Origin of the sequence: Aliivibrio sp. S3MY1 (assembly GCF_028765575.1) — a bacterium.
Taxonomy (GTDB): Bacteria; Pseudomonadota; Gammaproteobacteria; order Enterobacterales; family Vibrionaceae; genus Aliivibrio.
In genome coordinates, this window is sequence record NZ_JARACO010000001.1 from 219,440 (window position 1) to 242,179 (window position 22,740).

Genomic DNA, 22,740 nt, shown 5'->3' on the forward strand with positions numbered 1-22,740 from the left:
AAATCAAAAAAGCCTGAAGAACACTTCAGGCGAATAAAAAGATTTAAATTTAACATTAACTTACTTGCGCAAGTTTAACGTAGTTCGATGCCATAGCACATTTTCAACTTTTTAAGAGAATTCATGCCGCATTAAGTGGTCGGTTTCTGCTTCTTACGCTACATTTTCTAGTAACATCCAACCCAGAGTGGCAAATTGAATAACATACCAATATGACAACCATCCACCCAATCTTGCCATTATGTGAAGCATTGATTTAACTATTCCGGGGGTGTGGGCACGAGCCCACAACCCTGTTCTATATGAATATCTTAATTAAACCTAATGTTTTAGTCTCACTGTTTTAGTATTTAAACCATCACTAAATACAGCGAGGATCTCACCATCATTATGATGTGCTGGAATATCCAATTCTAGATTTCCTAATTGATTCTGAATGGTCATCAGCTTTACCTCTCCATCATAATTAATCGATGTTATATCAACCCATGGATACTGATTGTTATCCCACACTACAGACACTCGACCATTATGAATCGAAACATCGGGATTAAATGAACGTAATAATGTCTTGCCTCGATTTATTTCATTATATGGATAATGCGTTCCATCCATTTTCTTTAAGGTTAATTCAGATATGTTAGATTTTGGGATTTCAAGCGTAAAATATCGCTCATTACTTTCGCCCTCCGTAACTAAACCAACACCATAATCCATTATTTTTCCATTATTATTTACAGATAATATGGCTTTTACATCGCTTTGAACCAAAGGGATGCCTATGCGACTGGTTATCGGTTTGTAAGTGACCACTCCCTTCGTTGAAATGACTCCCTGGATCATAGTCAATGCTTCAGGAGTTGCGCTTAACGGTATATAACCCGCATAATTCGTTGCATAGTCCGCTGCTTTTTTATAGTGGTAGCTAGTAAGATGATAGCCTGAACAATACCCCATCACATCTGTTGCCGTCGTATCCCAAATATTATCCACTTTAGGTTGGAGAGTCTCTCCTGTGGATTTGACATAAATCGGTACATCAGGGTTCATTTTACCTTCACTCGCCCCCACCCAAGGCTGAGGTATCTGCGTCCAAAAGGAGTCTGCCCCACTAGCAGAACCACAACCTTCTGGAGTTGGGGCATGATTTAAAGATAAGTTATGCCCTAGCTCATGAACCATTGTTCGTTGCACGTTTCTATCGCAATCAGCATCTCGTCCTGAGGCCGAGTGATTGGTTCCAACAAAACCAAGGCCAACCTGCCCCCAACAAACTCCTTTGACCATAGCGTAATAATGAATAGAAGTATCTCCGCCATTCTCAGCTTGTCGAATACGCTCGGCAATATTTAAAGCTTCTACAATACTGTCGCTAGAAGAAACGATGGGTTCACGAATGGAGACCTCCGCCACGGAAAAAGGGAGGGCATCTGTCAATGCTTTTTTTATGTCGTCAATACTATTAATATTGGCTTCAATCTCTCCTCTCCCATCGCCATCTTTGTCCACATTTACTGGGATAACGACTACTTTAATATCACTATGTTTAGAAAATTTAGGTTGAATAACGTATTTATCAGATGAACTTTCATCTTTAATATAATAGCTAGAAGAGCCTTTAATAAATTGATTATCTCCTCTACTCACTTTTGCATAACAGCTCTTTTCTAAACCAAAATCAGGCGTAGCAGTAACAATATCATCGAGACTTGTTGGGCAAATCATATCAAAGATCTGCTCAGGTTCCCCATCATTAACCACGTAGAACTTTAAGGTTGGCATATCCTTATTATTCGTCTTAGCTTCAGGATAAGCTCGAATAATAAATCCCGCTCCTGCGCTCATCACTTGATAGGGGTCCGTTGCTTTTTGTATTAGAGCTTGTCCAAAATCAATTTTATTTATTACATAATGCGTTGAATCACTGACTGTTACCTCGTAAGACGTCGTGGCTCTATCTCCATACGCATCAGGATTTAGCGTAACGGTGATCCTTGCGGTTCCTTCAGACTTTCCGCTTAACGTCCCCTCTTCATTCACCTTTACTATTTCATCATTTGAACTTGAATAGGTAAACTCATCAGTCAATATCGTTTCATTATCAGATATACGTTTGACTTCAATACCAGAGCCTATTTGGTTTTTAGAGCCTACCTGAATAGAAATAGAAGGCTCTATTGCTGTTATATTCGCAGGTGTTAAACAATCAACAAGAATAGCGGCATCTTTTCCACCGGAATCAGTGTAGCTACCTAGATTATCAATATGACATACTTGTCCGAACCTTGGCTGGCGTACTATAGATCTGGGAGCATATGCCCCATTAGCATAAACATTACCCACAAAAGTCAAACCATTTTTTCTTATATCATAATTTGCTCGAAATATTTGCGATGCATTATGCCGATGGTCTACTTCAACCGTTATATGTGTTTCCTTACTATTATCAAATCCTCGTAAGTTAAGTGATAATTTATTCGCAGGTGTCGTTACTGATATCGGCTCACTTGGAACACCGCATACACTATTAATACAAGAGGCCACAGATAATGTTGTAGGAATACCAATACCAATATCTTTAAATTCATAGGTTAACGTGTTTACCTTTTCTATTTTGTTATTGTCTCTAAATACCTCATAAGAACTCGCGTTAGCGACTCCATCCCAACTTAAAACAACCTCTTTACTGTTGCCATCAATCAATTCCGTGATTAATTTTTTGGGAGGGTTCGGCAAATCAACAACAATCGACAGTACTTTTGTGGTTTTAACCTTACCATCGCTAACAGAAACAGGTAAATTATGCTTTCCTTTATCCGCTAACTTAGGATTGAATGTAATTAATCCCGTTTCTTGATTCAAATGGATCCATTCTTCAACACTCCCTGCGAAAGAATAAGCAAGAGCATCTCCATCAATATCAGAAGCGATAATCTGAACATTAGATTCTATTTCAACCAAAATTGATGTGTTTTTCAATGGGTTTATAATTGGAGGGCTATTTTGATATCCTGCACCTATGGAGGTGTCTATTTCTTCATTGGTAAAACAACCAGTCAAAATAAACAGGGATGCAAAAAAAAATTTTCTCATTTTTAGGTTTACGTATGATAAAAAGAAGATTATGCCGTGTAACTGATACGGTCATATACAGTATAGATTAATTACTGTGAGGAAAGTCACGTATTATGATTAAATAATGAAACGGCTGTAAAACCAAATATTATCTCTTTAAATTTCAAATAAATTAGCTATGAATTATTCTTAATATAAAAAACCAGTCAACTTAACTGACTGGTTTCACTTGTTGCAAACATGTTTATTTTTACGTTTTTATATTTAATTATTCAACTTATTATTAACATATGACTCGATTCGATTTTTTTCTTCTTCATTTAAATATAATCCAAGTTTTGTTCTTCGCCATAAAATATCTTCTATATTCTTAGCAAATTCATTTTCAATTAAATAATCAATTTCAACCTGATAAACCCCCTGAGAAAATACCTGTCCCATGTCATCTTGGCATTCAACATGTTTTAATAAATTCCATGTAAATGTTCCAAACTGATTAACATAGCGTGTGACTGTTTCATTAGCTAACCAAGGGTATTTACCACAAATATTGTTAACGAGCTGTTGACGAGGATAATCAAAATCACCACCGGGTAACGCCACATTTCTTGTCCATGGTTTTCCCATTTTAGAAAAATATGGGTTTAACATCTTCATTGCTGTTTCACCCAACTTTCTATAAGTCGTTAGCTTTCCACCAAAAATAGACAATAATGGTGCTTGATCCAACTCTTGCTCTAACTCTAGAGTGTAATCACGAGTAATCGCTTGAGGTGAATCTGATTCGTCATCACATAATGGTCGTACACCGCTGTAAGTCCACACAACATCATCACGCTGAAGTTGATCAACAAAATGCTGATTTACTACATCAATTAAATAATTTACTTCATCTTCTGATATTTCTACTTTTCTCGGATCGCCTTTGTATTCAACATCCGTAGTACCTATGATTGAAAAATCTTCCATGTAAGGAATGACAAACACAATTCGGTTATCTTTATTTTGTAGGATATACGCCTGCTCTTCATTATGTATTCTAGGAACCACTATATGCGAGCCTTTCACCAAACGAATATTACGAGGTGATTCTTCTTCTAAGCTATCATCAAAAAATTGTTTAACCCATGGACCTGCAGCATTAACCAATGCTTTTGCTTTACGCTCAAAACGCGTATGTGTTTGCTCATCAAAAATAGTGACATGCCAAATGTCATCCACACGAGTGGCTTTTTCAACACGGCAATAATTCTTTACTTCTGCGCCGTTTTTCTCCGCAGCTATCGCATTTAAAATAACTAAACGAGCATCATCAACCCAGCAATCTGAATATTCGAAACCTTTGGTCATTTCAGGCTTTAGTAAACCCGATGCAGAAAGATTCACAGAGTGACTTGCAGGAAGTGTGGTTCGTTTGCCTAAATTATCATAAAGGAACAGACCAGCACGGATCATCCATGCAGGACGTAAAAATGGGCGATGAGGTAAACGAAAACGCATTGGTTTTGCAATATGTGGGGCTTTAGCCAATAACACTTCACGCTCGGCAAGCGCTTCGGATACTAAACGAAACTCATAATGTTCTAAGTAGCGTAAACCACCGTGAATTAACTTTGAGCTTGCTGAAGAGGTTGCTGAAGCAAAATCAGACGCTTCGTATAGACCAACGGTTAAACCTCGGCCAGCCGCATCAGCAGCAACCCCAGCCCCGTTAATACCACCACCGACTACAATTAAATCTAAAACAGCGCAGGTTGTGTATGTTTGGCTTTCATTATTCATAGTAGTGACCTTAAATACTCAGATGAGCGAACGAACATTAATTACGATAAAAATACGATATATTAACTTTCGTTTTGAGTCACTTTTTATTTTCGATTTCGAACATTTACTGTGATGCAGATACAAAAAATCCCTGATCTTAATCAAAGACAGGGATTTTTTATTTAGAAGAAATGAGGACTACTTTGAAATTACCTCATAAGGAATTTCATTATCTTTTAAAATAGCCACGATCTCTTCTGGTGGCTCTTGATCGGTAATGATCATTTGCAGCTCAGTAATACTGCCTAAATTCACCATCGCATTACGACCAAATTTCGTATGGTCAACCGCAAGGTATACGCTGCGGCTATTTTCAATAATGGCTTTTTTCACTCGAACTTCATGATAATCGAAATCCAATAGCGAACCATCATAATCAATACCACTGATCCCCAATATACCGAAATCTAAACGGAACTGATTAATAAAGTCTAATGTTGCCTCGCCTACAATTCCACCATCACGGTTACGAACTTCACCGCCAGCAAGGATCACTTTAAAATCAGGGTTCGCCATCAATATCATAGCGACATTGATGTTATTAGTTACGACGCGTAACTCTTTATGATTTTTTACTAATGCTTTTGCTACTGATTCTGGCGTTGTACCTATATCAATAAACAAGGTTGCACCATCAGGAATATGCTTCGCAAGTGCTTCTGCAATCGTATCTTTTTCGTTTAACTGCATCACTTTACGCGTTGTATACGCTGTATTTACTGAGCTTAGTGGAATGGTAGCCCCACCATGATGACGGCGGATTTTGTTCTCATCAGCCAATTCATTTAAATCTCGACGAATGGTTTGCGGACTTACTTTAAACTGTTCGACTAAATCCTCAGTACTGACATATCCATGTTGTTGTACAAGGTTTACAATTTCTTGATGTCTTGATAATTGCTTCATGAATTACTCCCCTAATTTCGAACAATCAATGACTTATATTTTTCAACTCGAATTAGTGTACTAAAGAAGGAATAAATAGTGGTAGCTTTTGATGTAAATATGCGTGATATATATCAAACAAAGTTCGCAAATGAAAAAAGGAGCACACTAAATGCGCTCCTTTTGTTTGATTAATAATCAGATTAGGTTAATTACTCTTCATCATGTAACTCAGCCCATGCTTGCGCACATTTTACTGCGCGTTTCCAACCACGGTAACGTTGGTTACGCTTCTCTTCGTCATGATGAGGTTCAAAAGAGCGATCAATGATGGCTTTATCTGCTAACTCATCAAGGCTACCCCAGAAACCAACCGCTAAGCCAGCAAGATAAGCGGCCCCTAACGCCGTTACTTCTGTAACTTGTGGGCGATGAACTGCAACATCTAATACATCCGATTGGAATTGCATTAAGAAGTTATTGGCAACCGCACCACCATCGACACGAAGTGCTGACAATTTGATACCTGAATCCGCTTGCATAGCATCAATTACATCGCGAGTTTGGTAAGCAATACTTTCTAATGTGGCACGAATAATATGGTTTGAACCACAGCCGCGAGTTAATCCAACAATCGTACCACGCGCATACGCATCCCAATATGGTGCCCCAAGCCCCGTAAAGGCAGGAACCACATACACGCCATTTGATGAATCCACTTTAGTTGCAAAGTATTCTGAATCTTTTGCGTCTGCCAGCAGTTTCATTTCATCACGCAGCCATTGAATTGATGCTCCCCCCATAAATACTGCACCTTCAAGTGCGTAAGAGGCTTCACCACGTGGGCCACATGCTAGTGTTGTTAATAGGCCATTGCGAGACGTTACTTTCTCTTTGCCTGTATTCATTAACAAGAAACACCCTGTGCCGTAGGTATTTTTCGCTTGGCCTTGCTCCACACACATTTGACCATAAAGTGCGGCTTGTTGATCTCCTGCAATACCTGCAATTGGAATACGTGTACCGCCTTTACCACCAATGTTTGTTTCACCATATACTTCTGATGATGATTTCACTTCTGGCATCATTGAAAGTGGAATATCTAGCTCTTTCAGCAGTTTTTCATCCCACTGAAGCGTATTGATATTAAACACCATGGTACGTGATGCATTGGTGTAATCTGTAACGTGAACACGCCCTTGTGTCATCTTCCACACAAGCCACGTATCAACCGTACCAAACAATAATTTACCCGCTTCAGCGTCTTCACGAGCACCTTCAACGTTATCAAGAATCCACTTAATTTTTGTACCTGAGAAATATGGGTCAACAACTAACCCTGTATTTTCACGAATATACTCCTCTAAACCTGCTTCTTTTAGCTTTTCACAGGTGTCAGCAGTACGACGACATTGCCAAACTATCGCATTATAGACTGGCTTCCCTGTTTCTTTGTTCCAAACGATCGTCGTTTCACGTTGGTTTGTAATACCAATACCCGCAATTTGATCACTTCGAATGCCTGTTTTTGCTAAGGTTTCAACTAGAGTTGAACTTTGTGTGGCGTAAATCTCTAATGGATCATGCTCTACCCAGCCAGCTTGCGGATAAATCTGGGTAAATTCACGCTGAGAAACACTGACAATATTCGCATTGTGGTCAAGTATGACGGCACGAGAGCTAGTAGTTCCTTGGTCAAGTGCAACAATGTATTTTTGCTCAGTCATGATGGAGTCCTTTTGTATATTATTTTTAGTGAATTAACTCGTAGGGAGGTAATTGTTAGTTTTTTAATATTAATTTATGCGTCGGCTGTTTTGGCTTGTTCTTCCGCTTCACACTGGTTTGGAATAGTACAACCATGGCCTGCTTTTGGTAGATAAGCACCAATCATTTTTGGATAAGCCCAACCACCAAAACATGCACCAGCAATTGGCGCTAAAATTGGAACGATAAAGTAAGGAATTTCTTTTGCACCTGTTAATGCGTAATCCCAACCCGCTAAGTAAGCAAACAGTTTTGGTCCAAAATCACGAGCAGGGTTCATTGCAAAACCAGTCAGTGGGCCAAGAGAGCCGCCAATAACCGCTATTAATATACCAATAAGAAGTGGATTCATTGCACCGCGAGAAGCCCCATTATGTTCATCACCTAAAGCAAGAATTCCGAACATAAGAACAGCAGTAATTACAAACTCAACAGCAAACGCGCCTAGTATCGATAAAGAAGGGTTTGGATAGGTTGAAAAGATACCCGCCGTTGATAATGCAGCTTCACTGCTTCGTAAAAAACCGTTCGCAATTTCATAATCAGCAAACAAATTGCTATATAAAGCATAGACCAATGCCGCCGAGCAAAAAGCCCCAAGCAATTGAGCTATAATGTATGGCACAACTTTCGCCTTATTGAAGCCATGGAAAGCCGCAAGAGCAATCGTCACTGCGGGGTTAATATGTGCTCCCGAAACCCCTGCTGTACAGTAAATGGCAATGGAAACACCAAAGCCCCATATAATACTAACTTCCCATTGACCAAATTCCGCGCCAGTCAATACAAGTGCTGCTACACAGCCAACACCAAAAAAGATTAACAACCCTGTTCCTATAAACTCAGCAAGGCATTCGCCAAAAAGTGTGTGTTGTTTATTATTCGCCATTATTCATTCCTTTGTGTCGTTATGTACTCATTTCATCTAACGTATATACAGCTCTATATACTCAAGATAAACGGCCCAATTATTATTAAAGTAGGTATACAGCATTCACGTTAAGCTGCGTGAAATGTACTCCTTTTATTAATAATTTAAACACCAGCAAATAAGAAACGAGCGTTCGAGCACAGAAAGTGCGTGTTAGAATATCAAAAAGAAGATCTAGTGCATAAAACAAGCAAACGAGCAGGTCTGACCAGGAGGATGGCGTAACAAAATAATATAAAGAGATTATTAAAAATAAAAACTTCTAACGTATTAATTTCATTGAGTCTACCAATAGATATACCACTAAAGATAGAATGTACGAAGGGGGGCTTTCTACAATTCATTGCTTTCGATAAAAAAATGCTCGTATTAAATCATATAGATTAAAAACGAGCATTTTATAGTAATTTAGATGATTTTTACTTTCCGTAACGAACTAGCCACTCTTTCTCTAGCGCCACCTGCCAGCTTGGATGTGGTTCTGCTAAGGATTTAAATAGCGTTGTGTTTTTTGCAGATCCAGTTAGATACCGTGACGACAGCACTGATGGATCACCCCAAACACTTAAATCCCCTTTACGAGATTGTGCTTCAGGACTCAGTAAAAAGTTAATCGCTACTTGAGCGCCCTCTTTTGCTGATGCATTCCATGGAATAGCTAAGAAATGAATATTAGACAGTGCCCCCGCTTCCATTGCGTATGTTTGTGTAGTGTCTGCTAATTTTCCACTCGCTTGTGCTGAAAACACTTCATTTGGGTTAAACGTAACAGCAAGATCAATTTGACCGTCATCTAATAATTGTAATGATTGTGCCGTACCTGATGGGAACTGCTTACCTTTGCGCCACGCCGTTTGATGAAGCTCATCCAGATATATCCATAGTGATTTAGTCACCTCAGAAAAGTTCGCTTGCTCTACCGGCTTCATCAACTGAGGATCATTATTAGTTAACTCAATTAATAGTGCTTTTAAGAAGCTCGTACCATGAAACTCTGGCGGTTTAGGGTAAGTAATTCTATTTGGAAAGGCTTTGCTGTAACTAAGCAGTTCAGCAAAAGATTGTGGCGGATTACTTAATGCTTGCTTGTCATGAATAAATACAAGTTGACCCACACCCCACGGCGCTTCTAAGCCTAACGTCGGCTCAGAAAAATCACTGTCTACAGGCAAGGTTTTATCCACAAACTCCCAGCTTGGTAGCTGATTAACAAATGGACCAAACAGCAGTTGATTGCTCTTCATGGACTTAAAGTTTTCACCATTAATCCAGACCATATCAACACTGCCCCCCTCATTTTTCCCTGCGGTTTTTTCAGCCAATAAACGAGAAGTACTTTCTGCAATATCTCCCACTTTTACATGTTTTAGTGTGACACCATAAGTACGCTGTAGCTCTTTATCTGCCCAACGCAAGTAATTGTTTATCTCTTGGCTTCCCCCCCAAGCGTGAAAATACACAATTTGCCCTTTGGCTTTTTGTTCTATCTCTTTCCATGTATCTGCAGCATGAACGCTAAAAGAAAGTATTAGGCTATTGAGCAATAACAACCACTTTTTCATCTGTTTTTCCTTTATCCATTAAAGAGTATTTTGATTATATCCGTCCCGATTATAGTGTATAAATTATGATTGTTCAGAGCTTTGTGGTTATATTTAATAATCAAAAAATATCAATGGTTTCTTTCCTGCCTGATGACTTTGATGGTTACTTATTGCTGTTTTATTAAATAAAAGGCAATCGCACGACTATCCCAACAGACATTATGTCTGCGGTATCACAACCATAAATATGATCTCTTTATTCTCTTGATAATCGACCATTAAATCATAACCATTCAATTGAGCGACATTCTTTACAATAGATAAACCCAAACCATGTCTATCGGTATGTGTTCTTGACTTATCTACCTGATATAAAGGTTTGAATATATTCTCAAGATCATATTGAGTTAATGGAGTAGAAGACGTATTTTTTATCTTAATCACAATGCTTCCCCCCTCCTCTTTTTCAATGCTCGCAGACACTATGGACCCTTCTACACTATAAAATAGAGCGTTATCTAATAAATTTTTAACTACCGTTTCTAAGCTGAAACGGTCAACATAAATCATTGGAGAGGCTAATGATGAAGAAAAAGTAACCCTCTCTTCCATTGTCGGATGTTTAAACTGCAGTTCGGCATTGATCTCCTCCGTCAATAGTCGAACATCTACCTCTTTCTTCTCAATCCCATAATTTCCTGATGTACTTTGACTCAATGCCATTAATTGATTGACGATGGTTTTCATATTATTCGCAATCGATAATACATCTTCTTTGTAAGTCGCTGAAATCCTTACATCATCAGGGAAACGAATGTTCATTTCACTCAAACTAATAAGCTCTGCTATCGGGGTTTTCAACTCATGAGCAATATCAGAAGAAAGGCGTTTTTCATTGGCTACATTCTGAATATTCAACTCAATATATCGATTGAGCTCTTTTCTAATTGGTGAGATCTCTTTACTTTCTTTTGGATTAGATTGAATACCTTGTGCATTTTCATCAAGCTCTGAAATCTCCTTATTGAGCAAATACAATGAATCTAATTCTCTATCCACCACTTTTATCACCACCATTCGAATACCAAAGATAGCGGTAATAAAAACAAAGATAAGAGACAGATCTGCCATCAATAAAATATTACTCACTCGTTGATTCGATATCGCCAAGGTTAAATACATGGTTTCAATATAAGTCACATCAGTAGGATCTACATCTGATGATAATTGGGGTTGGAATCGAGCTGAGATAGCTTTTCCCATACTGCCATCAGGAAGTTTTATATCAAAAATACGACTCTCATGGGTAGGGACATCTTGATAATCCAGGTCACCATCATCAAAGTAGCTAAGAGATTGCGACTTTGCAAAAGTGCTCTCACCTAACCAAATCTGAAAGTATTGAGCCTCTTCTTCTCTCTCAAATTGAGGCATAAAACCTTTGTGATACTCAAATTCAATGCCATCACTTTCTACTTCAACTAAAGATTTAAAGTAATTTGATTTCTCGACTAAAGCATAGTCAAATTGCTGATCAACCCAGGCATCGAGAATAAAATCTAAAGATAAAAAAACGACTAATAAAATGATACCGATGATCACGGTTAACGCATTAACCAAGCGATCTTTTATTGAGTACATGAGCGTTTTTCCACGTAATAACCAAAGCCTCGTTTATTTTTGATTGGCAGTTCGCCACCAACGGCTTTCGCTTTTTTTCGAATGGAGGATAAATGTGATTCTATGGTGTTTTTCGAGATCGAATCAAATGAACCAATAACATAATCACTGATATTTTCTGTCGTCATTACCTGATTGCGAGAACGAAACATACACTCGACAATCTTGTATTCATTTTTTGTTAGTTCGATCAACTTACCCGAAAATTCGAACTCTTTCTTTGCTAAATCAAGCCTAAATCCTTCAACTTCTACGTGGTCGTCATTGTGATTTACCACACCTCGACGAGCTACGGTTAAGATACGAGCATGCAGTTCATCAAACGAAAATGGTTTTACTAAATAATCATCAGCGCCTGACATTAAGCCTTCAACACGATCTTCTGGCTGTGATTTTGCCGATAAGATAATCACTTTTACGTCATTACCCATTTTTCGAATGCTTTTTAATAACGTAATACCATCAACATTAGGAAGCATTAAATCCAAAATAATAAAGTCATACTCATTGGTAATTGCCATCGAAAGTCCTTTTGAGCCATCTCCTGTTTCATCAATAGTAAAACCAAGGTTACTCAGGCCCACCACTAAGCTACGACGTAAGTGTTCGGAGTCTTCTATTAGCAATATTTTCATTATTCAGTACCACTTTATTATTTTATATAATGATAGTAGCAAAAATGGGCTAACCATTCTCATGATTAACCCCTTTCTTAATATGATGAACTCAAAGGTAACTAGTTTGCCATGATATCTAAACTATTGTCTTTCGCGTTAGTCTTCACGCCATATAAGCCAAGTAGCGTATGGAACAAATTATCATGGGAAAAACCACCCGCTGCCGCTTTACTGATAACACTGGCTTTATTTATGCCTTTTTGGTTCGCATAATCATCGCTCATCCAAATATAGAAAGGCACATGAGTTTGTTCTTTTGGCGCGATCATGTAAGGCGCTCCATGAAGGTATAATCCATTTTCACCTAACGATTCTCCGTGATCTGAAATGTATAGCATCACTACGTTATATTTATCAGAATACGTTTTTAGCTTTGCAATCGTCTGCGCAATTACGTAATCAGTATAAACTAAGGTATTGTCATACACATTGGTGATCTCTTCATCACTGCAGTTTTCGATATCGCTACGATTACATGCAGGGGTAAATACCGCCATATTCTCCGGATAACGCTTCCAATACGTTGGGCCATGGCTACCAATCATATGCAGCGCGTACAGTTGATCACCTGTGGTGTTTTGAATTCGTTTATCTAATCCTTGTAGTAACACTTCATCATAACAACTTGAGCCGTCACATAAATCAGAAGATGAATCACCCGAAATCATCTCTTTTTCAATGTTCTTAGCAACCGCTTTATCACCACCATCATTATCTATCCACACCGATTTAACACCCGCACGAGTCAACACGTCTAATGCATCATCTTGGTTATTGGCACGCTCTCTATTGTAATTAGCACGCCCCATATTAGAGAACATACATGGTAAAGAGTGGGCTGTTGCTGTTCCGCACGACGACACATTTTGAAAGGCAATTAAACCAAGATCTTTGGTGTATGGATTGGTTTCTCTTTTATATCCATTATAAGCACTGTTTTGCGCACGCGCGGTTTCACCAACTAACACTATCATTAGTGTCGGTTTACCATTCTTGGCTGGAATAATTTCCGCATCTTCACCTACTGTAATGTAATCCAAAGGTGCGGTTAGGTATTCATTATTAATGTACTTAAGCGTATTAAAAGCGTCAGCAGGGTTAATCATTTTATTCAAATATGAATTATTGCGACCAATCGATACATAGTCTTTAAAATAGAAAACCGATATTAGTAACAATCCTACAATCGCAACACTCATTAATGCGGCGCGATGAAAAAGCTCTTTTGCCCATGATGCATTACGTACTATTTTCACTTTTAATAATAAAAGCGTTGGAAGCAACCCAAATAGAATAAAATAATCAATAGACGCAGAGCTTAAGTATGAAGAGGCTTCATCTACGTTGGTCTCAAAGATGTTCTCTATCATGGCATAGTCAAACATGGTGTTGTATTGCAGGGCAGCATAAAATGCCATGGCTGAAGTGAGTGTTAAAATAATCACAATCGCTTTAAACAAATAAGGAAAAGCAATCATTGAGAAAATAATAATAAAAACACAGGTAAGAATGGCTGGTGTTAGAAACAGAAAAAGACCGTTACCTTGAGAGAGTTGGTAAATCTTTTCATTAATCGGATAATTAAATACGATTGCAAAATAAAGAGAAACAATAGTGATTAATGACACCATGCTCATGGTTATTTTTTGGTTTTTAAGTGTTGAAATCAGATTGGGCAGCACAAGAATACCTTCAGGCTCTTAGAGAATGAAACGAGTGTCACATATCAAACTTAAGATTCACTGAAGATAAACTTATGATCTGCTGTGGTTCATTATTAACATGAATAATTTGTGCAACTCTCTGTTTTATCCCCCATACTAAACAACAAAGACAAGTCAAACAGCCTGGGTCATAAGGGTAACAAATGGAGGTTAAATGCATAAAAAAGGACTTTGGATTGCACTACTCATTTTACCGACTCTACTTTGGGTTTCACTCTCTTATATCACCACTATTTGGTGGCTAGAAAACATCATTGGAATACCAAGTATTATCGCTTTTGGTTATGCTTTTCTTTTTATTGTTTTAGTATTGCGCCACTATTACTTTTACTCTTTCTTAGCTTTTAGCTTCTTCTTTACTTGGTTATACCTATCTCCACAAGCGAGTTATTCTCATCAAAAATGCCATAACCCGCTTGTTATAATTCAATATAATCTATATTACACCAATCCTGATCTCACTCCTTTTTTAGACTATTTAAAAGGTAATAATATTGATCTTGTGGTGCTTCAAGAAACAGCGCCATGGCATGGTGATCGACTTATGGAGTTAATAGATCAATACCCATATCAATTTGGAGGAACGCCTGGTTTAGGGTATCCAAGCGGACAGATGATCATCAGTAAACAACCATTGAATTTAAGAGCACAAAATACACCAGCAGGTCATTATATGATCAGCGGTATATGGCAAAGCAACCAGCATCGCCCAGTGAGTTTATATACCGCTCACCCACCATCACCAAGAACCGAACAACTTTGGCACGAAAGAAATGCACTCATCGAAAGTTTAGAGCGCCTAGCAGATTACTCCCCTTATGCTGATACCTTAATTATTGGTGATTTCAATTTATCTGCAAATACACAACGCTTTAAACACGCTTACAAAGAATACCAAACAGCTCCTATTCAAAGTTGGCCAAGAGAGATCAAAGGCATTCCTATCCCCAATTTTACACGGATCGCCATTGACCATTTTTGGATAAGAAACTCAGAGGAACCATCGCTATTTATCTGTAAACGTGAAGTACTACCTCAGTTTTCAGGCTCTGATCACAGTGCAGTAGTAACCTACCTTTCGACTAAATAAACACCAAATTAATTACTTGGTAGCATCGACAATATCGGTACGAACTATTACTTAGGGGATCGACGATTCATGCTTGTCTTTACTTATGCTCCGAACTGTTGATAAAAAGGAGATAGGTAACCCCTGTGACGAAGAACACTTCTTTTGGATGATCTAAGCCTAAAGTAGGCCGATTTACCTTAAATTTATAAGAGTGTAAATCTCTTAAGCTTGTTTTTATTTTTAATGAAACCAGCCTATTACACGGCATGACTACTTATTTCTAAAACCCTTACTTCTGTTAAGGTTTATTTAACCTAATATATTGAATTATTAAACTTACTAAACAGAATAAAAGTGATATCTTTGTTTTATCTATGCTTACGAATAATAAACATGACTTTTAATAAATCCCATTTACAGCAATACTTTCCTTTTTATCTTGCAGCACTATTAACGCTCACCCCTTGGGTTAGTTCACCTACTGCTTTAGTTATGGGTTTTGCTTTAGCAAGCTTTGGTTTTGTACCTACAACCTTTGCTCTTGGTAAAGTAACCAAAAAACTGTTGGCTTACTCTATTGTTGGCTTAGGGTTTGGTATTCAGCTGAATGAAGCCATAGAAGCAACTTCAAATGGGATTGGCATTATTTTATCAACCATCGTGGGTACACTCGTTCTAGGTTGGTTATTTGCACGATTGATGAAACTGAATAAAGTGACGGGCCATCTGATCGCATCTGGCACTGCTATTTGTGGCGGTAGCGCTATTGCTGCGGTTGCCCCTGCTATTAATGCAGATGAAGAATCGACAGCTCTTGCTTTAGCTACCGTATTTGTATTGAACTCAATTGCACTATTCATTTTCCCTGTCATTGGTCATGCATTAGAGCTAAGCCAACACGCCTTTGGTACTTGGGCTGCCATTGCGATTCATGATACTTCATCCGTGGTTGGCGCTGCCTCAGCATACGGTGAAGAAGCGTTAAAAACAGCCACTACGCTTAAATTAGCGCGTGCATTATGGATTGTTCCAGTTGCCTTTATTAGTGCTCTACTTTTTCGTAGCAACAGTAAAAAAATTACGATCCCTTACTTCATCCTTTTCTACTGCTTAGCTATTATAATTAGTGATAACTTACCGCAATTTAGCCTGATCTATAATGGTATTTTTGATGTATCGAAAAAGCTCTTAGTTCTGTGTTTATTCTTTATCGGCTGTGGTATTTCGATTGAAAAAATCAAAGCTGCGGGCGCAAAACCCTTGATCTTTGGTATTAGCTTGTGGGTTGTGATATCAACAACCTCTCTGTTTTATATTATGAATTACGTTTCATAAGAAATTTACAACATGACAGCCTCTTGATATGGAATCCTATTTTTAATAAATGGGTACATACAGATTGCTTTACACCCTCTATAGTGATGAATTAGTCAATAACACTTGAGGCTGTCATGTTTCTTTCCTACTCAACACATCCAGATATCAAAAAAATCCAAAAAGGATTACTGCAATTTTTTATCCAATGTATTGTCGCTGCTATTGCCTATCTTGTTATTCGTACTGATATCATCGTTTTAAAGAATGGGCTTAGTGAAAACTCATTAACAGAGTATTATCAGCAATTTTTGCTACTCGTTGTGATCGTCTCTTTTACTTACATCGCTGTAGTGAACAAGAAAGCACGAGCCTTTGCTACGCTGATCATTGGTTTCTTTAGTTGTATGTTTATAAGGGAGTCTGACGGGGTTCTGGACAAGGTTTATCATGGATTCTGGTTGGTTCCAGCCTTAGTCGTTGCTTTCACTTGTCTGTTCCTAGCATTTAAAAATAGAAAAGGACTACTGTCTACTTCTGCGAGATTTTTTGATAGCCGCTATTTTTACACTCTCAGCTGTGCATTGGTGATTATTCTTGTTTTCTCTCGATTAGCAGGAATGAATTATTTATGGCAAACATTGCTTGATGGACACTATATTCGAACCATAAAAAACTTAGCAGAAGAAGGCACCGAGTTACTTGGTTACTCGTTACTGGCTTACAGTGCGTTAGGGTTTGGTATTGAAGTTCATCGCCTTAAAAAGCATTAATTAAAACGAACAAAGCTAACGATTATTCAATTGCGTTAGCTTTTACTCACCAAAGACTTACTTACCTATAAGCTCTTGATACTGTTCACTTACCCTACTCGTGCATTTAGGATTCGCTTCCATTCGTTGATAATGTGAAATAGTCTTGTTTAGATATTCTTGATGAACACCATCAGATAAATCCCACATTCTACTTCCAACAGCTGTCATAGATTCAACAGCCTGATTACTAACATGCAGCACTTCATAAAAGCGTTTGTTCTCTTTAACTAATGTTTCTGATATCAGACCAAAGCCCATCTCTATCAACTCACATCTAACCATATAATTATGTAATACCGGGCAAAGAATGAACTCCAGCTCAATACCATTATTACGCGTCTGAATAGAGCGCACCAACTCAATCAACAAGTCCCCACCAACGCCTGCAATAATAATCAGGTTCTTTTTCCCTTTGATTAACGGTAGTTTCGCTACATCCATACAATGCACTTGCCACTGAGATTGAATTGCCGATGCATGTTTTTGAAGCTGACTTTCAAGCTCAACCATCAACTCATCCACCACATCAACAAAGTGGATCATACTTTTAGGGTGAGAGGCTAATAAGGCAACACCTAGTTGGCCATGATCACAACAGCAATCCCAAATATGATCATAGTGATCGGTTACTTTATTTTTTATGGTATCTAAACGAGAACTTAACTTCATTAGCCTGTATCAGTAGTAAAAATCAGCCACAGTATATAGTATTTTTTTCATAAAATTCAGGTAAGCTAGCTAATAGTATTTTTAATCCAATGGTAACTATGATGTATAAACTGATCGCACTGGATATGGATGGCACTCTGCTTAATTCAGATAAACAAATCTCAGCAGAAAACAAAACAGCGATTGCTGCAGCTCGTGCAAAAGGCGTTGTGGTTGTATTAGCTTCAGGTCGCCCATTAAATGGCATGAAACCACAACTTGAAGAATTAGGAATGACTACTGAGGACGACTATGTTCTTAGCTACAATGCTTCACTGGTTCAAAAAGTAAAAAGTGAAGAAGTGATCCGCAGCCAAATCATTACGGGCGTTGATGCAAAAACCATTGCTAAACTAGCTAAAAAGCTTGGTGTTCATGTTCATGCTTTCTCTCAAGAAAAGGGCTTAATCACCCCACAATTAAATCATTACACTGAGCATGAATCTAGCATTACTGGCATGCCAATCACCGTGATTGATTTTGAAGAACTAGCCGATGACGAGCAAATCATGAAAGCGATGATGATTGATGAGCCTGAACTGCTTTCAACCGCCATCAAACAACTGCCAGCAGAGCTATACAAAGAGTTTACTATTGTACAAAGTGCGCCTTTCTTCTTGGAGTTTTTAAACCCTAACAGTAATAAAGGCGTCGGCGTAAAAGCACTGGCGGATCATCTTGGTATTACTGCAGATGAAGTTATCTGCATGGGCGATGCGGGTAATGATTGGCATATGATCAAATACGCAGGTCTTGGCGTTGCAATGGCGAACGCGACTGATGACATTAAAGAGATTGCGAACCATATTACCGTTAGCAATAATGATCACGGCGTCGCTAAAGTGATTGAAGAGTTTGTACTGAACGCTTAATCGTTCACGGTATATTGATAAATAAACAGACCTAATAAACAAAACCCCAGAGCACTTTCACACTCTGGGGTTTTGTTTTAATTTATTAGATAATTAAGCTTCTGACTCAACCAGTTTGCCCTCTTGATCATCACCGTTTTTCTTTTTCAGTGAAATCAGGATAAGTGAACACACCATACCAAGTACCGCTACCGTTAACCCAATACCGAAGATCATTTGATACGCTTCAATCGCAGGGTAAGTATCGATAATCCAGCCATTCAATGCATAAGCCCAGAACACAGAAGCGTAAGCCGCAAACGAACCCACACTCATTGCAGAGCCGCTGTAATCTTTTGGTACTCCAGCTTCAGCCACTGGTGCTAAGATAATTCCTTTTGCTAAGAAAATACTGAATGAGAAACACATCAGTAGCACCATGTTCATCATTAGCATGCCTTCAGTCTTAGGCAACGCAATAGTGACGCCTAAACAAACTGCGGTTAAACCTAATGCAAAGAACATCATTTTAATTGAAGATTTAAAGACAAAGTCAGCAATAGAACCGGCAACCAAACCAGCAACTACACCCATTGCACCGGTATTAATAATACCGAAGATAGCCGCTTGTGCTGTCGATAAGCCAAATACCGCTTGTAGATAAGGAACCGTGTAAATTAGGGTGATGTAAATCCAATATACCGTTAGAGACGTGATCGCCGCCAACCATACTGTTGGCATTTTCAACACATGGAATAAACCTTTTAGGGCTTCTTTGTTTTTACTTTCACCTTGTTTGATCTCCATGTGATTATCTGGCACAAATTTCCACACACAGAAAATCATAGGAAGAATAAGTAACGTATAGAAAACAATCGCGCCTTGAAATACAAGAATAGATCCGCCAACCAGAGCCATAATACCAACGATAGCAGCATTCATACTCATTTCAGCCGCGCGTCGCACAGATTCTAACAAGCCAAATGCCATGCCTTTATTTTTATCGCCAGACATTAACGTTACACCATTTACAACTGATGGCCAGAAAGCCGCATCAACTAACCCCCAAATACCAGCGATCACCACTAATACACTAAAACCTGGCTGTAAAAAGATGATGGTCATCATACTTATAAATCGAATGGTCAAACTGGTGATTAAAATAGATTTTACAGAGAAACGGTTATTGACCCAGCCAGCCGGAATATAGAAGAACATCGCCGAACCAATCAGCGTAAACAAGATCCCCATTTGGGTGTTGTCTATTTGCAGAACGTCTAAAAGTAAGTTGTAAAATGTTCCCTTGAAAGCTTCAAAAGCCGAATAAATAATTTGACCTGACATCACGACAGAGAAGAAGCCAAACAATTGATTTCGGCTAGTAAAGCCTATTTTTTCAAATAAGTTCATAGAGGTAATCCTTTCACGTTATTGTTTTATTTTTTAGTTATTATTTTTTAGCTTTGTATTTCGAAGGGAACTTATGCGCTATATCAGTACAAATACCATCAACTCCCCAGTTAAACAGTTCATTGGCACGCGCTAAATCATTAACGGTCCAAACGTTGACTTTTATGCCAGACGCTTTGAATTTTTGTACCATTTCACGAGTTAGGCCTTTCTCTTCAGGGTGAATATAATCCGCTTCACACCATTCAATAATTGAATTCCAGTCATCCCATAAGTTATGACTTTCAAACAAACACGCAATTTTAGTTTCAGGACTTTTACGCTTAAACTCTGATAATACAAGGTGGTTAAAACTTGAAATAATCAGCTCTCTTTCTGGCGATAATTCTTTAAGAGCAATGATCAAATTATCAATCAACAAATGACTTAGCTTCGCACTGGCTGAACACGATTTAATTTCAATGTTTAGATTCAGCTCTTTTTCGTTCGCCATTGCGATTAATTGTTGAACAGTAGGTAAACGCTCATCAATATAATCATCACTAAACCAACTACCGGCATCAATAGAAGATAAATCAGCGCTACTAATGTCACATAAGCGACCGCTTTTATCAGTACAACGATCTAACGTATCATCATGAGAAATAATGACTGTACCGTCTTGAAGAATATCCACATCACATTCAAACCATTGAACACCATGGTCTTTGCATAAAGAGAAAGCTGAAAGGGTATTTTCAGGAGCAAGAGAAGACATTCCACGATGCGCTATTAATGTTTTCATTGTTAACCTATTTAACGTGTTAGAAGATGGGAGCGATGATAACGCGAAGTGCATGACATAAATGTGACACAAACGAACATAATGCGCATTCGAGCGTTCGAATTAGAGCTTTATCTGTTTTTTGTCTAACAGTTAACATTGTTAATTACGGTAAGATACTGATAACGTAGAACTAAATTTGGTACATGCCTCAAAATAAACAAAATCAGTAACTATGCGTATTTATCAGACATAAAAAACCGCCAGTTCTTAAAAAAAAACAGCGGTTCATTTAGAGCGTAACCCATCAGTAACGATACATAATAAAGACAGTTACATAACAAAAATAATGGCCTTAGCCTTTTCGGAACTGTTATTGCTAAATACTAATTCTGTCTCTTGCGTTATTTTAAGCCCATCACCAGAACTTAGTTCCATCTCGCCAATTGACAACCCATCATTAATGCTTTGTACAAAGACCTTTTTACCTAACTCAATAAAAAGTGATTGCTGAGTATTGGGTTCTAAAATAAGCTGCTTTATCACCGCATTTTGCTTAATTAAAAATGAGCCTCCACTCGCTGTTGGCGTTGCTATATCTACAAAGCCTTGTTCTTGAGGGAAAGGTTTCTGTTGATAGCTCGGCTCGCCATTAAATACATTCGGTTGTAACCAGATTTGTAATAAATGCAATTCTTCACTTGAGGAAGGATTAAACTCACTGTGTTGAACCCCTGATCCTGCAGACATCAGCTGATATTCACCAGGTACAAGTTTCTCACTTTGCCCCATACTGTCTTTATGGGCAATCGCACCTGACAATACGACGGTTAAAATTTCCATGTTTTCATGACCATGAGTTGCAAAGCCACCTTCAGGATTCACTCGGTCCTCATTAATGACCCGTAATGGACCAAAACCCATGTGATTCACATCATAGTAGTGACCAAAGGAGAAGGTATGCTTGGCATTCAACCAACCAAAATTTGCACTTCCACGCTCATTCGCTTTTCTTAATTCAAACATCATCTTCTCCTTTATTATTACTCAAGTTTACTTTTGCACAGAAAGTCGATCTGCTAACCAGTTATCTACCGCGACTTTACCGCCACCAGATAACATTAAAGACACACTCGCTGCTAATAGTGCTAAACCAAACTCATAACCACCATTAGACATAAACAATCCATTAGGTAAGTGAACACTTACAATCGCAATCAACATAGTAAATGCCAATACCAACGCCGATGGTCGAGTCAGTAAACCAAGAATAATAAATAGGCCACCAAAAAACTCAGCACTGCCTGCTAAAAATGCCATTGCGACACCCGGTGCTAATCCTATTGATTCAAAGAACTGCCCCGTGCCAGATAAACCATAACCTCCAAACCACGCAAACAGTTTTTGGGCTCCATGCGCCATAAAGATAATCCCCACAGGAATACGAAGCGCTAATGTGCTAAAGCCTGCGTTTGAAGCTAATAGCTGATCAATTTTCTGTTTCATTTTATTTCCTTACCAATTAAGTCTAAGAGGAGATCCCTCTGTCGTTGCTAATCAGTATAGATAACCGGCTCATAAAGAAAATTGGAAGTATTTGAGCTTATTGTTCAAATTTTTTGAATGTAAAATTGGCATGATAAGGTAAGCGGTCTAGTATTAATTCAATCCTGTCATATTTCGACTCAATACCTTTAGAA

Annotated in this window: 18 protein-coding genes; 4 read left to right on the top strand and 14 right to left on the bottom strand. The window is 38.3% G+C overall.

Going from position 1 to position 22,740, the window contains the following annotated elements; translation table 11 throughout:
- Window positions 1-321 precede the first annotated feature (321 nt).
- The 9 genes from PVK62_RS00885 to PVK62_RS00925 all read right to left on the bottom strand — a co-directional run bounded on the left by PVK62_RS00885 (window position 322) and on the right by PVK62_RS00925 (window position 14,071).
- Window positions 322-3,093: a putative Ig domain-containing protein gene (locus tag PVK62_RS00885; protein ID WP_274449325.1), complete on the bottom strand. Its 2,772-nt coding sequence runs from the start codon at window positions 3,091-3,093 to the stop codon at window positions 322-324.
- Window positions 3,094-3,339: 246 nt separating this feature from the next.
- Window positions 3,340-4,857, bottom strand: a complete 1,518-nt coding sequence (glpD, locus tag PVK62_RS00890; protein WP_274445329.1) for a glycerol-3-phosphate dehydrogenase — start codon at window positions 4,855-4,857, stop codon at window positions 3,340-3,342.
- Window positions 4,858-5,037: 180 nt separating this feature from the next.
- Window positions 5,038-5,805 (bottom strand): DeoR/GlpR family transcriptional regulator, encoded by a 768-nt coding sequence (locus PVK62_RS00895; RefSeq protein WP_274445330.1) that lies wholly within the window; start codon window positions 5,803-5,805, stop codon window positions 5,038-5,040.
- A 191-nt stretch (window positions 5,806-5,996) separates the two neighbouring features.
- Complete coding sequence (gene glpK / locus PVK62_RS00900; protein ID WP_274445331.1) at window positions 5,997-7,511, bottom strand: glycerol kinase GlpK; 1,515 nt, start codon at window positions 7,509-7,511, stop codon at window positions 5,997-5,999.
- Window positions 7,512-7,585: 74 nt separating this feature from the next.
- A complete protein-coding gene (locus tag PVK62_RS00905; protein WP_274449326.1) occupies window positions 7,586-8,440 on the bottom strand; it encodes an MIP/aquaporin family protein in 855 nt (284 codons plus the stop codon).
- A 461-nt stretch (window positions 8,441-8,901) separates the two neighbouring features.
- Window positions 8,902-10,044: an ABC transporter substrate-binding protein gene (locus PVK62_RS00910; RefSeq protein WP_274445334.1), complete on the bottom strand. Its 1,143-nt coding sequence runs from the start codon at window positions 10,042-10,044 to the stop codon at window positions 8,902-8,904.
- A 201-nt stretch (window positions 10,045-10,245) separates the two neighbouring features.
- Window positions 10,246-11,667, bottom strand: coding sequence for a sensor histidine kinase (locus PVK62_RS00915; protein WP_274445335.1), 1,422 nt, complete (start codon window positions 11,665-11,667; stop codon window positions 10,246-10,248).
- Window positions 11,655-12,341, bottom strand: coding sequence for a response regulator transcription factor (locus PVK62_RS00920; RefSeq protein WP_274445336.1), 687 nt, complete (start codon window positions 12,339-12,341; stop codon window positions 11,655-11,657). Before PVK62_RS00920 ends, PVK62_RS00915 begins: the two co-directional genes overlap by 13 nt.
- A 101-nt stretch (window positions 12,342-12,442) precedes the next feature.
- Window positions 12,443-14,071 (bottom strand): phosphoethanolamine transferase, encoded by a 1,629-nt coding sequence (locus tag PVK62_RS00925; RefSeq protein ID WP_274445350.1) that lies wholly within the window; start codon window positions 14,069-14,071, stop codon window positions 12,443-12,445.
- 190 nt (window positions 14,072-14,261) lie between these two features.
- Between PVK62_RS00925 and PVK62_RS00930 the strand changes: the two genes are divergently transcribed.
- The 3 genes from PVK62_RS00930 (at window position 14,262) to PVK62_RS00940 (ending at window position 17,266) form a co-directional block, all read left to right on the top strand.
- The gene (locus PVK62_RS00930; protein ID WP_274445337.1) at window positions 14,262-15,197 is read left to right on the top strand and encodes an endonuclease/exonuclease/phosphatase family protein; all 936 of its coding nucleotides are present in this window, start codon (window positions 14,262-14,264) and stop codon (window positions 15,195-15,197) included.
- A gap of 375 nt (window positions 15,198-15,572) precedes the next feature.
- Window positions 15,573-16,514: a YeiH family protein gene (locus tag PVK62_RS00935; protein ID WP_274445338.1), complete on the top strand. Its 942-nt coding sequence runs from the start codon at window positions 15,573-15,575 to the stop codon at window positions 16,512-16,514.
- Window positions 16,515-16,630: 116 nt separating this feature from the next.
- Window positions 16,631-17,266 (top strand): hypothetical protein, encoded by a 636-nt coding sequence (locus tag PVK62_RS00940; RefSeq protein ID WP_274445339.1) that lies wholly within the window; start codon window positions 16,631-16,633, stop codon window positions 17,264-17,266.
- Between the two features lie 57 nt (window positions 17,267-17,323).
- Here the strand turns inward: PVK62_RS00940 and PVK62_RS00945 are convergent, their stop codons facing one another.
- Window positions 17,324-17,977: a tRNA (adenine(22)-N(1))-methyltransferase gene (locus tag PVK62_RS00945; protein ID WP_274445340.1), complete on the bottom strand. Its 654-nt coding sequence runs from the start codon at window positions 17,975-17,977 to the stop codon at window positions 17,324-17,326.
- A gap of 101 nt (window positions 17,978-18,078) precedes the next feature.
- Between PVK62_RS00945 and yidA the strand changes: the two genes are divergently transcribed.
- On the top strand, window positions 18,079-18,888 hold the full coding sequence (gene yidA, locus PVK62_RS00950) for a sugar-phosphatase (protein ID WP_274445351.1): 810 nt from the start codon (window positions 18,079-18,081) through the stop codon (window positions 18,886-18,888).
- A 93-nt stretch (window positions 18,889-18,981) separates the two neighbouring features.
- Here the strand turns inward: yidA and PVK62_RS00955 are convergent, their stop codons facing one another.
- From PVK62_RS00955 to PVK62_RS00970, 4 genes are all read right to left on the bottom strand, one after another.
- Window positions 18,982-20,277 (bottom strand): MFS transporter, encoded by a 1,296-nt coding sequence (locus tag PVK62_RS00955; protein WP_274445341.1) that lies wholly within the window; start codon window positions 20,275-20,277, stop codon window positions 18,982-18,984.
- A 40-nt stretch (window positions 20,278-20,317) separates the two neighbouring features.
- Complete coding sequence (locus PVK62_RS00960) at window positions 20,318-21,061, bottom strand: glycerophosphodiester phosphodiesterase family protein (RefSeq protein ID WP_274445342.1); 744 nt, start codon at window positions 21,059-21,061, stop codon at window positions 20,318-20,320.
- Window positions 21,062-21,373: 312 nt separating this feature from the next.
- On the bottom strand, window positions 21,374-22,066 hold the full coding sequence (locus PVK62_RS00965) for a pirin family protein (protein ID WP_274445343.1): 693 nt from the start codon (window positions 22,064-22,066) through the stop codon (window positions 21,374-21,376).
- Window positions 22,067-22,093: 27 nt separating this feature from the next.
- The gene (locus PVK62_RS00970; protein WP_274445344.1) at window positions 22,094-22,546 is read right to left on the bottom strand and encodes a DoxX family protein; all 453 of its coding nucleotides are present in this window, start codon (window positions 22,544-22,546) and stop codon (window positions 22,094-22,096) included.
- Window positions 22,547-22,740 lie beyond the last annotated feature (194 nt).

Coding starts and splice junctions, on each gene's coding strand:
- PVK62_RS00885 (WP_274449325.1), bottom strand. CDS start 3,093: ATGAGAAAATTTTTTTTTGCATCCCTGTTTATTTTGACTGGTTGTTTT.
- glpD (WP_274445329.1), bottom strand. CDS start 4,857: ATGAATAATGAAAGCCAAACATACACAACCTGCGCTGTTTTAGATTTA.
- PVK62_RS00895 (WP_274445330.1), bottom strand. CDS start 5,805: ATGAAGCAATTATCAAGACATCAAGAAATTGTAAACCTTGTACAACAA.
- glpK (WP_274445331.1), bottom strand. CDS start 7,511: ATGACTGAGCAAAAATACATTGTTGCACTTGACCAAGGAACTACTAGC.
- PVK62_RS00905 (WP_274449326.1), bottom strand. CDS start 8,440: ATGGCGAATAATAAACAACACACACTTTTTGGCGAATGCCTTGCTGAG.
- PVK62_RS00910 (WP_274445334.1), bottom strand. CDS start 10,044: ATGAAAAAGTGGTTGTTATTGCTCAATAGCCTAATACTTTCTTTTAGC.
- PVK62_RS00915 (WP_274445335.1), bottom strand. CDS start 11,667: ATGTACTCAATAAAAGATCGCTTGGTTAATGCGTTAACCGTGATCATC.
- PVK62_RS00920 (WP_274445336.1), bottom strand. CDS start 12,341: ATGAAAATATTGCTAATAGAAGACTCCGAACACTTACGTCGTAGCTTA.
- PVK62_RS00930 (WP_274445337.1), top strand. CDS start 14,262: ATGCATAAAAAAGGACTTTGGATTGCACTACTCATTTTACCGACTCTA.
- PVK62_RS00935 (WP_274445338.1), top strand. CDS start 15,573: ATGACTTTTAATAAATCCCATTTACAGCAATACTTTCCTTTTTATCTT.
- PVK62_RS00940 (WP_274445339.1), top strand. CDS start 16,631: ATGTTTCTTTCCTACTCAACACATCCAGATATCAAAAAAATCCAAAAA.
- PVK62_RS00945 (WP_274445340.1), bottom strand. CDS start 17,977: ATGAAGTTAAGTTCTCGTTTAGATACCATAAAAAATAAAGTAACCGAT.
- yidA (WP_274445351.1), top strand. CDS start 18,079: ATGTATAAACTGATCGCACTGGATATGGATGGCACTCTGCTTAATTCA.
- PVK62_RS00955 (WP_274445341.1), bottom strand. CDS start 20,277: ATGAACTTATTTGAAAAAATAGGCTTTACTAGCCGAAATCAATTGTTT.
- PVK62_RS00960 (WP_274445342.1), bottom strand. CDS start 21,061: ATGAAAACATTAATAGCGCATCGTGGAATGTCTTCTCTTGCTCCTGAA.
- PVK62_RS00965 (WP_274445343.1), bottom strand. CDS start 22,066: ATGTTTGAATTAAGAAAAGCGAATGAGCGTGGAAGTGCAAATTTTGGT.
- PVK62_RS00970 (WP_274445344.1), bottom strand. CDS start 22,546: ATGAAACAGAAAATTGATCAGCTATTAGCTTCAAACGCAGGCTTTAGC.